Annotated in this window: 10 protein-coding genes; 7 read left to right on the top strand and 3 right to left on the bottom strand. The window is 53.0% G+C overall.

The window, feature by feature from the left end:
* Positions 1-93: 93 nt before the first annotated feature.
* Entirely contained in the window at positions 94-1,107 is a 1,014-nt protein-coding gene (locus F3J37_RS16875) for a LacI family DNA-binding transcriptional regulator (protein WP_166934626.1), read from the bottom strand.
* Positions 1,108-1,361: 254 nt separating this feature from the next.
* Here F3J37_RS16875 and ascF point away from each other — a divergent pair, with 254 nt between their 5' ends.
* The 5 genes from ascF (at position 1,362) to yfiB (ending at position 6,717) form a co-directional block, all read left to right on the top strand.
* Positions 1,362-2,801, top strand: a complete 1,440-nt coding sequence (gene ascF / locus F3J37_RS16870; RefSeq protein ID WP_166934624.1) for a PTS cellobiose/arbutin/salicin transporter subunit IIBC — start codon at positions 1,362-1,364, stop codon at positions 2,799-2,801.
* A gap of 16 nt (positions 2,802-2,817) precedes the next feature.
* Complete coding sequence (locus tag F3J37_RS16865; protein WP_166934622.1) at positions 2,818-4,251, top strand: 6-phospho-beta-glucosidase; 1,434 nt, start codon at positions 2,818-2,820, stop codon at positions 4,249-4,251.
* Positions 4,252-4,446: 195 nt separating this feature from the next.
* Complete coding sequence (gene yfiR, locus F3J37_RS16860; RefSeq protein WP_166934621.1) at positions 4,447-5,031, top strand: regulatory sequestration protein YfiR; 585 nt, start codon at positions 4,447-4,449, stop codon at positions 5,029-5,031.
* 1 nt (position 5,032) lies between these two features.
* A complete protein-coding gene (dgcN, locus tag F3J37_RS16855) occupies positions 5,033-6,247 on the top strand; it encodes a diguanylate cyclase DgcN/YfiN (RefSeq protein WP_058961349.1) in 1,215 nt (404 codons plus the stop codon).
* The gene (gene yfiB, locus F3J37_RS16850; RefSeq protein WP_166934619.1) at positions 6,244-6,717 is read left to right on the top strand and encodes an outer membrane lipoprotein YfiB; all 474 of its coding nucleotides are present in this window, start codon (positions 6,244-6,246) and stop codon (positions 6,715-6,717) included. Before dgcN ends, yfiB begins: the two co-directional genes overlap by 4 nt.
* Here yfiB and uvsE read toward each other — a convergent pair.
* Both uvsE and F3J37_RS16840 read right to left on the bottom strand, forming a co-directional pair.
* Positions 6,704-7,678, bottom strand: coding sequence for a UV DNA damage repair endonuclease UvsE (gene uvsE / locus F3J37_RS16845; RefSeq protein ID WP_166934617.1), 975 nt, complete (start codon positions 7,676-7,678; stop codon positions 6,704-6,706). The genes yfiB and uvsE overlap by 14 nt on opposite strands.
* A gap of 86 nt (positions 7,679-7,764) precedes the next feature.
* Positions 7,765-9,795, bottom strand: a complete 2,031-nt coding sequence (locus tag F3J37_RS16840) for a choline transporter (RefSeq protein ID WP_045815600.1) — start codon at positions 9,793-9,795, stop codon at positions 7,765-7,767.
* A gap of 253 nt (positions 9,796-10,048) precedes the next feature.
* Between F3J37_RS16840 and betI the strand changes: the two genes are divergently transcribed.
* Positions 10,049-10,645, top strand: coding sequence for a transcriptional regulator BetI (gene betI, locus F3J37_RS16835; RefSeq protein ID WP_034824050.1), 597 nt, complete (start codon positions 10,049-10,051; stop codon positions 10,643-10,645).
* A 13-nt stretch (positions 10,646-10,658) separates the two neighbouring features.
* Positions 10,659-12,131, top strand: coding sequence for a betaine-aldehyde dehydrogenase (betB, locus tag F3J37_RS16830; protein ID WP_166934615.1), 1,473 nt, complete (start codon positions 10,659-10,661; stop codon positions 12,129-12,131).
* The last annotated feature ends 14 nt before the right edge of the window (positions 12,132-12,145 follow it).

Raw genomic sequence — 12,145 nt, 5'->3', positions numbered from 1 at the left:
TTAAGCTAGCGCTATATTTTCGATTATATATCGATAAGATTCGTCAACCTATTGTTTATAAGCGTTATATTACTGATCCGTCACTGTTTTTTATCAGGCGAAAGGTCCTGGGCCGACGGATTCTCGCATCATCACTTCACCCGAGAAGCGCTGGCGATTGCGCATTTCGCCCCCGTCGAGCATCGAAATCAGCCTTGCGAGCGTTTCCTGAATCATCTCCGTCACCGGCATTTTCACGCTAGAGAGCGATGGAACGGTGAAGGGGGCCAGCGGAATATCATCAAATCCCAGCACGGAGACCTGAGCCGGAACCGCAATGTTGTGCGATGCCAACGCTTTTAACGCTCCTACCGCCATATCATCATTACTGGCCACCAGTGCGCTAAACGGACTGCCCTGGTTTAACAAGGTTTCTACCGCCGCTACGCCGTTTTGCGCCTGCCACTTCCCTTCAATAATCAACGCTTGCTGAACCGGAATCTGGTGTTTTGCCAGCGCCGATTGGTAGCCCGCCAGGCGCTCACGGCCGGTGGGCGAATCGAGCGACCCGGTAATAAAGGCAATGTCACGATGCCCCAGTTTGATTAACGCTTCAACGGCGTCGGCGCTGGTGCGTTGTTGATCGGCGTAAATACAGTAGCTGTCGTGTTGCCGCAGACGACGGTTGATCACCAGAATCGGATGCGAGTGCTGATCGATGATAGCGTCCATTTCTTCAATGGTGAGAAAGCGCGGATAGATAATGATGCCGTCACAGCGCAAATCGAGCAAAAATTGAATCGCAGCACGCTCCTCTTCCGCGCTGTGTTTGCCATCCACCAATAGCAGTTGTCGCCCCTGCTGCTCCATCAGTCGGGCGGAATGCTGCATGAGCTCAGTAAAATAGCTGCCGGAATAGAGGGTGTTGGTGATCACCAGGCCAATAGTCTGGCTCGACTTGGTTGCCAGATTTCGCGCCAGTAAATTGGGGCGAAAGCCGGTTGCCGCGATGGCTTTAAATACCAATTCCCGCTTCTCTTCGCTGACATAACCGTTGCCGGACAGCACACGTGACACCGTGGCTTTCGATACGCCTGCGACCTTCGCCACCTCAACTATGGTTGCCATATTTCACTCTGATTTACGCTCGTATCGCTGAAGTGTACCTAAGTCACGAATAATGCGGAGAATTTTTTCACCGTAATGTTTGCCCGCTCCTCATCTCGTTATCGATCACTATCACACTTTTAAACATAAAATTTTAAACTCCTTGCCTGGTAATGATTTCATATTCATGATTTTGTGAAACCGGTTTCTCATGACTCGCAATAGATATGCGGGCAAACGTACCCCTACTCAAAAAAATCAGAGACCTACAATCCATGGCTAAAAATTATGCTGACGTTTCACGCGCCATCGTGGCTTCGCTCGGCGGCTTAACCAATATTGAAGCCGTCACGCACTGCATGACGCGCCTGCGTTTCGTGCTTCGCGACACTGCCCTGATCGATAACGCCACGCTAAAAGCGATTCCAGGCGTGATGGGCGTGGTGCATACCGATACGCAATGCCAGGTGATCATTGGCAATAACGTCAATCTCGCGTATCAGGAAGTGCTTAAACTCGGTACACCGAATAGCGATAATAGCGCCCCAGTGAAACGCAAAATCACCCTACGCAGCATTGGCGCGGGCATTCTTGATGCGCTGGTGGGCACCATGTCGCCGCTGATCCCGGCGATCATCGGGGGATCGATGGTGAAGCTGCTGGCAATGGTGCTGGAGATGAGCGGCGTACTGGAGAAAGGTTCGTCTACGCTGGTGATCCTGAATGTGATCGGTGACGGCGCCTTTTTCTTCCTGCCGGTAATGGTGGCGGCCTCGGCGGCACTGAAATTCAAAACCAATATGTCGTTGGCGATTGCGATTGCTGGCGTACTGGTGCATCCCAACTTTATTGATTTGATGGCCAAAGCGGCACAAGGCCAGGCCGTGGAGTTCGCCTATATCCCGGTGACGGCGGTGAAATACACCTACACCGTCATCCCGGCGCTGGTGATGACGTGGATCCTGTCGCACATCGAATACTGGGTGGATCGCTTTACCCCTGCGGTCACCAAAAACTTCCTTAAACCGATGTTGATTGTGTTGATCGCCGCACCGATTGCCATTGTGCTGATTGGTCCGCTAGGCATCTGGATTGGTAGCGGTATTTCAGCGCTGGTTTATACCATTCATGGCTATCTGGGATGGCTGTCCGTGGCGATCATGGGCGCGCTGTGGCCGCTGCTGGTGATGACGGGCATGCACCGCGTCTTCACCCCGACCATCATTCAGACCATCGCGGAAACGGGCAAAGAAGGCATGGTGATGCCCTCTGAAATCGGCGCCAATCTGTCACTCGGCGGCTCATCGCTGGCCGTAGCCTTCAAAACCAAGAATCCGGAATTGCGTCAGACCGCGTTTGCAGCAGCAGCTTCAGCGATTGTGGCTGGGATCTCGGAACCCGCTCTCTATGGTGTTGCGGTGCGACTCAAACGACCACTGATCGCCAGCCTGATCAGCGGATTTATCTGTGGCGCGGTAGCCGGCATCGGCGGGCTCGCCAGCCACTCCATGGCCTCACCCGGCTTGTTTACCAGCGTACAGTTTTTTGATCCGGCCAACCCGATGAGCATTGTGTGGGTGGGTGGCGTGATGGTGTTGTCGGTGGTGCTTTCATTTGTTCTGACCCTGATTCTTGGCTTTGAAGATATTCCGGTGAGTGAAACAGCGCAGCCTAAACCGGTTGTGGATCCTGCTAAAGCCGTCAATGTGAATTGATTAACTGAGGTTTTTTATGTCTGAAGTGACATTTCCAGAGGGATTTTTATGGGGCGGCGCGTTAGCCGCTAATCAGTCGGAGGGGAGCTATCTGGCGGGCGGTAAAGGCTTAACCACGGTGGATATGATCCCGCATGGCGAACACCGAATGCCGGTCAAACTCGGGCTGGAACCGCGCTTCACCTTGCGTGATGATGAATACTATCCGAGCCATGATGCCATCGATTTTTATCGTCGCTATAAAGATGACATCGCGTTGATGGCGGAAATGGGCTTCACGGTGTTTCGCACGTCCATCGCCTGGAGCCGCATCTACCCGAAAGGTGATGAGTTAACGCCAAATCCTGAAGGTATCGCTTTCTATCGCAGCCTGTTCGAAGAGTGCCAAAAATATGGCATCACGCCGCTGGTGACGTTATGCCATTTTGACGTACCGATGCATTTGGTTACCGAGTACGGTTCATGGCGCAACCGCAAGATGATTGAATTCTTCGCCCGCTATGCCCGCACCTGCTTTGACGCTTTCAACGGGCTGGTGAAATACTGGCTGACGTTTAACGAGATCAACATTCTGCTGCACAGCCCGTTCTCTGGCGCTGGCCTGGTCTTCGGACCAGAGGATAATCGAGATCAGGTTAAATACCAGGCGGCGCATCATGAACTGGTCGCCAGTGCGCTGGTGACGAAAATTGCACACGAGATTGACCCCGAAAATCAGGTCGGCTGCATGCTGGCGGGCGGCAATTTCTATCCGTGGTCATGTAACCCTGAAGATGTCTGGGCGGCGCTGGAAAAAGATCGCGAGAACCTGTTCTTTATCGATGTGCAGGCGCGCGGTGCTTATCCTTCCTACGCAGCACGCGTGTTCCGCGAGAAAGGCATTGAGATTGAGTGGCAGGACGGTGATGCAGAACTTCTGCGTCATACCGTGGATTTTGTCTCCTTCAGCTACTACGCGTCGCGCTGTGCCTCAGCCGATATGAACGAGAAAAACAGCAGTGCGGCGAACGTGGTGAAATCGCTGACCAACCCCCACATTCCCCGGAGCGCATGGGGCTGGGGCATCGATCCCTTAGGCCTGCGCATCACCATGAACATGATGTATGACCGCTATCAAAAGCCGCTATTTTTGGTGGAAAACGGCCTGGGGGCGCGCGATGAAATCGATGCCAACGGCGAGATTCATGACGATTACCGTATCAGCTACCTGAAGCAGCACATTCAGGCAATGGGCGAAGCGATAGCCGATGGCATCCCGGTGATAGGTTACACCACCTGGGGATGCATTGATCTGGTCGCAGCCTCAACGGGCGAGATGAGTAAACGCTACGGCTTTGTTTACGTCGATCGTGATGATCAAGGCAATGGCTCACTGGCGCGCACCCGCAAAAAATCTTTCTGGTGGTATAAAAAAGTGATTGCCAGCAATGGCCGCGATTTAAGTGAATAATCTTTGCGATTCACTGCCGGGCGATGTCAGTTCGCCCGGCATGTTTATATAAATACTGCATCAATTTCTCTATTAATGATTGGATCTGATTATCCTGCCAGAGTAAATAGTCCGCGTTTTCCGCTATTGAACACCTGTACTCTTTTATAAATGCCGATGGTACTATTTGCGGGTTGAACCCAGCGGAATAGCGTCATGTTACGTTTTGAACCTCGTCTTCACCCTCGTGAAGTTTTATTTCTGCTTTTGGCTCAGCTTAAAGCCGCACTGATCTGCATCGGTTCGCTGGCACTGTTGATATTGCCGCTATCCCTGCCTGCCGCTGCGGCGCAAAACCCCGCGACGAAAGATGACAAAGCCAACCGTATTGTCAGCGGCATCATTAGCTTCACCCGCTGGCCAGCGTTGCACGACGCCCCACAGTTGTGTGTGTTCAATTCTGCGCGCCACATCAATTTTCCTGCCAGTGCCACAGCGACATCGCTGCCCTTTAGCGTGGTCTATCTCAACAGTGAAACCGAGTTAGCCAGCAATCGCTGTGATGCCCTCTATTTCGGTGATCAGTCGCCGCAGCAACAGACCGAATTGCTCAGCCTGGAGAAAGGCCACGCCGTTCTCTCTCTGGCTGAAAATAATACCGATTGCGCCATTGGAGCCGCTTTCTGTCTTATTTTTAATGCCGATCATCCGATGTTTGCAGTAAACCTTGATTCACTGGCTCGCAGTGGCGTTCGCGTGAGTCCGGATGTGTTATTGCTGTCGCGCAAAGGAAGCCAATAAGATGAAATTTGAAAAAATTAAAAATGAAAAATCATCTATCCGCATCAGGCTGCGCAAGATCAGCATCATCAACTCCGCCGTTATCTTGTTGCTGTGCTGGTTGCTGCTGACCTCCACTTCGTTACTTTTCATCAAGCGTTATGAGAAGCGCAACCTGGAGCTGATTGCCGCAACGCTGAGCAACAGCCTGACCGCTGCCACCGTCTTTGAAGACAGTTATGACGCCCACAAAAAAATTGCCATGTTGGGCAACGAAGGCATGTTTGCTACGGCGAAACTGGTAACGGACGATCAAACCGTATTGGTTAACTGGCAAGATCAACAGCAGCAGGATGGCTGGTATGAGAACTTCTTACGCGAATGGATCTACGCGCGCCCGCTGAGCGTCAATATTAATCATGCGGAAAATGTCGTCGGGACGTTGACGCTGGCGGGTACGGTCAAAGGGGCGACGGATTTTATCCGTTACTCAGTGATGATTTTATCCAGCGGTATGCTGTGTGTGCTGATCGTCGCCTTTATGCTGAGCGCATTCTTGCATCGGGGCATTTTGCAGACACTGCGCAATATCACCAGCTCGATTCATTACGTCATCAGCTCGGGTGATTTTTCGCTGCGTATTCCCGAAAGCCCGACCAAAGAGTTTCAGCTGTTTTCGGACGATCTCAACTCGTTGCTCGCAGAGATGCAATCATTACAGGCTTCGTTACTGCGTGATAACCGGTCGTTAGCGGCGAAAGCGTTGGAAGATCCGCTCACCGGACTGGCCAACCGCGCCGCCTTTGTCACGCAGTTAACCCGATTGCTTGATGGCCAATTCGCTCATGAGCGCTTTGTGTTGCTGTTCCTGGATGGCGATCGATTCAAGAGCATCAATGATAACTGGGGACATGCGGCGGGCGATGAGGTGCTGAAAGCCATCGGTTCCCGCCTGCTTGCACTGGCCTACAAACAGGATATGGTCGCGCGCCTCGGCGGTGATGAGTTTGCGATGTTAATAACCAGCCGCGCGACTGAGAAACAGCTGCTGCAGCTGACAGAGGAGATCAGGGAAGCCATTGCACAGAAGATTATGATCGCGGAAGGCACACCGATCACCACCTCGGTCACTATTGGTTACGCCTGGTCGCAGCATGGCGATACGGTGCAATCAATTCTGGAACGTGCGGATATGCATATGTACAAAAACAAAGGGATAAGTAAGGTACGGGTATGAAAATCAAACTCTTTCTGCTGCTGTGTATTCTGGTTTGCGCGGGCTGTCAGTCAAAAGGTCGTTTCACCGCCGCACAGATTGCAGCGATGCAAAGCGCGGGCTTTACTGAAAACATGGAAGGCTGGGGATTAGGTTTATCGGACAAAATCCTGTTTGGGGTAAATGAGTCTGAACTCACCGCGACCAGTAAAGCCAACATCGCCAATATGGCGAAAAATCTCTCAGCGACGGGCATTCAGCATGTCCGCATTGACGGTCATACGGATAATTACGGCAAGGCGGATTATAACCAGCAGTTGTCACTGAAACGTGCCGATGCCGTGGCAACACAATGGGCGTTGGGCGCTGATGTCCCGCGCGCCAACATCATCACCCGCGGCATGGGCATGACCGCCCCGATTGCCAGCAATAACAGTGCACAAGGCCGCGCGCAGAATCGCCGTGTGGCGATTGTAATTACCTCGCCTTAATCTCACCCTGGTCGAGCGCATAACGGTATAAGCGCTCGACCGCCAGATTTTTCATTTTCACTTCGCACATAATGTCGAAGTCAGTAAATGATAACGCCCAGTCGTTTAAATCCTGATTAAAGTAGTAGTCAGAATGTGCACGCAGTTTGGTTTTTGCCACCGTTAAATCGCGCTGATCCGGGAAGCCATGTTCTGGGATTAAACCTTCCTGAGCAATCGAATAGTGTAATACCGGACGCACATCGCGCCACGATTCGATAATTAACGCAATACGCGCATCATCCGCTTGAATAAATTGATTCTCTTTTACCCAGTGATGGTGAATATCCAGCACCACCGGACAGAGATCGCGCGCCTGTAATACATCATCCAGCGAACAAGAGATTTCATCATTTTCAACCGTCAGCATATTGCGTGCTTCAGGAGAGAGGCGCTGAAACGCCGCGCGAAACCCCTCGATGCCTTTTTTGCCGTTCATATGGATATTGATTTTGAAATCCTGGAACTGGCGACCGTACCCCATTAACACGGCACACAGCGCATGGTACTCCACATCCTCAATCGCCCTATCCACCACGCCTTCATTATCCGAAGCGAGTACCGAGTATTGTCCGGGATGGAATGAGAGGCGGATGTTGTTGGCGCGGGCGATTTCGCCACACCTGGCAAACAGCTGTTGTAAGTCGGGCATTAATTCGCTGTAGATGGCGGTGGCTTCAGGCACGGTATACAGCGGTAACAGATCGCTGCCAATCCGCATCATGCGCATCGCCTCCGGCAGTTTTGCCAGTTGCTGCAGCGTGAGGAATTGGTTATCGAGGTTGTTGGTTGCCAACTGCGCCAGTAAACGCGCTTGTTCTTCGCGATCAAGACTCAGGAAACGCGTACGCGTGGTGATTTTAAACGGAAACGGCTGCTTAGCCTGTGCATCGAAGTACTTACACGCAAAACCCAATTTCATTTCAGTCTCCCTTAGAGCAGGCTGAAAGTGTAGCTTGCTCCAGGGAAAGTGCACGGACAGCGGCAGGGCTGCCGCTGTCCGTGGGCTTACACGCTTGGGAAAGTGATATTGCTGCCCGGTGCTTCGCGATGCAGATGGATAAAGTTCAGGTGACGTTCGTACTGATCGAGAATATCGATGATCACCTGCTCCTTGTTGTAGTCCATCAAATCGTTGCCCTGGCTGCCTTCCAGCAGGAACGTCTCCAGACGGTAATAGGTCGATTTACCGCTGCGCGCCCGATAGGTAAAACCTGGAACCGAGTACTGCTGCGGCCAGATCTGATACACGAAGTCCTGCTCTTCACCCAGCAGCACGCGCAAATCCAGATAACCTAACGGATGGCCCTCTTCCGGCTCCACGCGGTCCAGTGAAACCCGACCGCCGCGCAACTCCAGTTCTTTCGCCACATCCTGCATCGCCGGGAACAAGACGTTCTCCATCATTTGCTGGGTGTAGCGTGTGCCTGGATAGTTCATCAGACGCGACAGACGTTTCTTCCAGCTCAGGCGATCGTTGCTGGCCGGAATGTACGGTGCCGTTTCACGACTGGCGCTGGCGCGGCGATGGTCTTCCACTTTGAGTGACTTATACAAACCAGCCATCACAAAGAAGATCACAAAGCTGAACGGCAGTCCCATGATCACCGTGGCATTCTGCAGCGCAGAGATACCGTTGGTCATCAACATACCCATGGTCAGAACACCAATCGCCACTGACCAGAAGATACGCAGCCAGTTCGGTGCATCACTGTTGATGTCTTTCAGCTTCGAAGTGAAGTTACCCAACACCAGTGAACCGGAATCCGCTGAGGTGACGTAGAACAGCATGCCGGTAATGGTCGCGACCGAAGCGCTGAACTTAAACGCAGGATACTGCGCCAGCAGGCTGTAGAAGCCACGTTCTGCATGCGCCATCACTTCCTGAGCAAAGCCGGCATCACCGTGGATAATTTCATACAGCGCGGCGTTACCAAAGACCGACAGCCACAACAGCGTGAAGGTGAACGGGATAATCAGCGTACCGAGCACGAACTCACGGATAGTGCGACCACGTGAAATACGCGCCAGGAACAAGCCAACAAACGGGGACCAGGCGACCCACCATGCCCAGAAGAACAACGTCCAGCTGTTCATCCACTCTCTTGGCTGATCAAACGCAAAGGTGTTCAGCGTCATGCCCATAAAGCGGTTGATGTAATCACCGACATTGAGCACCAGCGCATTCAGCAGGAAGTCGGTTTTGCCCATGAACAGCACAAACAGAATCAGCCCCAATGCCAGCGCAACGTTGAGTTCCGACAAAATACGGATGCCTTTATCCACGCCGGAGGTCACGGAAATGGTGGCGATAATCACCGACAGCACAATCAACGCCGCCTGCGCGGTAAAGCCTTCCGGAATATCGAACAACACATTCAGGCCATAATTGAGCTGAACCACGCCGATCCCTAAGGTGGTGGCGATGCCGAAGATGGTCCCCACCACCGCTGCAATATCCACGGTATGGCCAATCGGCCCGTTAATACGTTTGCCAAAGATTGGATACAGCGCAGAACGGATGGTGAGCGGCAAATTGTAGCGGTAGCTAAAGTACCCCAGCGCAATCCCCATCAGCGCGTACATTGACCAGCCAGTTACGCCGTAGTGGAACAACGTCCACACCATGGCTTGTCGGGCGGCTTCCATGGTTTGTCCGGCGCCTTCAGGCGGTTGCATGTACTGCGTGACCGGTTCGGCCACTGAGAAGAACATCAGATCGATACCGATACCGGCCGCAAACAGCATCGCTGACCAGCTTAATAAGCTGAATTCTGGTTTGGATTGCTCTGGCCCGAGCTTGATGGCGCCGTAACGTGAACAGGCCATGTAGATAACGAAAACGATATACAGCGTCGCGGCCAGCATGTAGTACCAGCCAAACGTAGCGGTAACCCAGTTAACCGCAGTCTGAATCAAGCTGGCAGCCAGCTCGCTGTAAAAAATAGTGACAAGTGAAAATGTCAGAATCAGTCCGGCTGAGGTGTAGAAGACCACAGGATTGATTCTGTCTTTTTCACTGGCAGGTGGATTAATCATCGATGACCTCTGGTTAATTTCCTGTAATGACTCAATGGATTAGCGTGACCTGTCTGCCAGGCCTTGTTGTTATCAGTACCCCTGTTGTCCCTCCCTGTAGTGCTTTCTTCTGACGATGAGCCGCATAGCCCGGTTCACCGCTGTGCTTTTGTAACAATCGAAGCACAGTATCCTAACAAAATTCTTTTTTATATTGAACGTGCAATCAAAAAAAGTTTAAATAGTCCTCTGACATTGTGGTGGAGCTGGAGTCATGCCAAAGGTGGGAATGCAGCCGATTCGTCGTCGGCAGCTGATTGATGCAACCCTCGATACGATTAACGAGGTAGGAATTAATGACGCAACTATTGCGCAGATTGCCCGCCGTGCGGGGGTTTCGACCGGCATCATCAGCCACTACTTCAAGGACAAGAACGGTTTGCTGGAAGCCACCATGCGCGATATCACTCGTCAGTTACGTGATGCCGTGGCTGCCCGCCTGAAACCGTTGGCGGGCGCGAAGACCGAAGCACGCTTGCTGGCGATTGTCGAAGGTAACTTCGATGACACACAGGTGCACAGCGCGGCGATGAAAGCCTGGCTGGATTTCTGGGCCAGCAGCATGCATCAGCCGCAGTTGGGTCGTCTGGAACGGGTCAGTAGCCGACGCCTGTTTTCAACCCTCGCCGCCGAGTTTCACCGTGAATTGCCGCGTGAACAGGCGCGACTGGCGGCTCACGGATTGGCATCGCTAATCGATGGCCTTTGGCTGCGAGCTGCGCTAAGCGGTCTGCCCTTCAATATCGATGTCGCGAAAACGCTCACCACCCAATTTATCCGTCAGCAACTTGCTGGCGCACTGAATCACTGAGGAAGGAGAAATCATGTCCCGATTCACCGAACAGCAGCTGTATATCGATGGTCAGTTCATTGCGGCGAGCGCAGGTAATACATTCAAGACCATCAACCCGGCCAATGGCGAAGTACTGGCCGAAGTACATGAGGCGGAACAGGCCGATGTTGATCGTGCTGTCGCTGCCGCGCAAAAAGGCCAGAAAGTCTGGGCCGCGATGACCGCCATGGAGCGCTCACGCATTCTGCGCCGTGCCGTCGATATTCTGCGTGAGCGCAACGACGAGTTGGCCGCGCTGGAAACCCTCGACACCGGTAAGCCGCTGAGCGAAACCCAATATGTTGACATCGTGACCGGTGCTGACGTGCTGGAATATTACGCCGGTCTGATCCCGACGCTGGAAGGCCAGCAGATCCCACTGCGCGACACGGCGTTTGTTTATACCCGTCGTGAACCGCTCGGCGTGGTCGCTGGTATTGGTGCGTGGAACTACCCGATTCAGATCGCTTTGTGGAAATCTGCCCCTGCGCTGGCAGCAGGTAACGCGATGATCTTTAAACCGAGTGAAGTCACTCCACTGACAGCACTGAAGCTGGCAGAAATTTACACCGAAGCGGGCGTGCCTGCCGGCGTATTCAATGTGCTGAACGGTCGTGGCGCGGTCACTGGTCAACTGCTGACTGACCATCCGGGCATCGATAAAGTCTCCTTTACCGGCGGCGTGGCCAGCGGCAAAAAAGTGATGGCGAATGCCGCAGGTTCCACGCTGAAAGAAGTCACTATGGAATTGGGTGGCAAGTCACCGCTGATCATTTTTGATGACGCCGATCTCGATCTGGCCGCTGACATCGCCATGATGGCCAATTTCTACAGCTCGGGCCAGGTCTGCACCAACGGTACGCGCGTGTTTATCCCGGCTAAACTCCAGGCCACGTTTGAAGCGAAAATCGCTGAGCGTGTTGCACGCATTAAAGCGGGTGATCTCAACGATCCCGACACCAATTTCGGTCCGCTGGTGAGCTTCCCGCATCGTGACAACGTGATGCGCTATATCGAATCCGGTATCAACGAAGGTGCGCGTCTGCTGTGCGGCGGCAAACGCCTGAGCGGTGCCGGGTTTGATAACGGTGCCTGGGTTGAACCTACCGTATTCACCGACTGCCGTGATGAGATGACCATCGTGCGTGAAGAAATCTTCGGGCCGGTGATGTCGATTCTGACTTACGAAAGCGAAGAAGAAGTGGTACGTCGCGCCAATGCCACCGATTTCGGTCTGGCTGCGGGCGTGGTGACGCAAGACCTGAACCGCGCACACCGCGTGATCCATCAGATCGAAGCGGGTATCTGCTGGATCAATACCTGGGGTGAATCTGCCGCCGAAATGCCGGTGGGAGGCTACAAGCACTCCGGTATTGGCCGTGAAAATGGCCTGATGACCTTGCAAAACTACACCCAGGTGAAGTCGGTGCAGGTCGAGTTATCCCGTTTTCAGTCCGTATTTTAATTGAGCTTTAACCT

The sequence above is a fragment of the Candidatus Pantoea communis genome, assembly GCF_011752685.1.
Classification (GTDB): domain Bacteria; phylum Pseudomonadota; class Gammaproteobacteria; order Enterobacterales; family Enterobacteriaceae; genus Pantoea; species Pantoea communis.
Note: the sequence above shows the minus strand (reverse complement) of the source record. Positions and strands in the feature narration are given on the sequence as shown.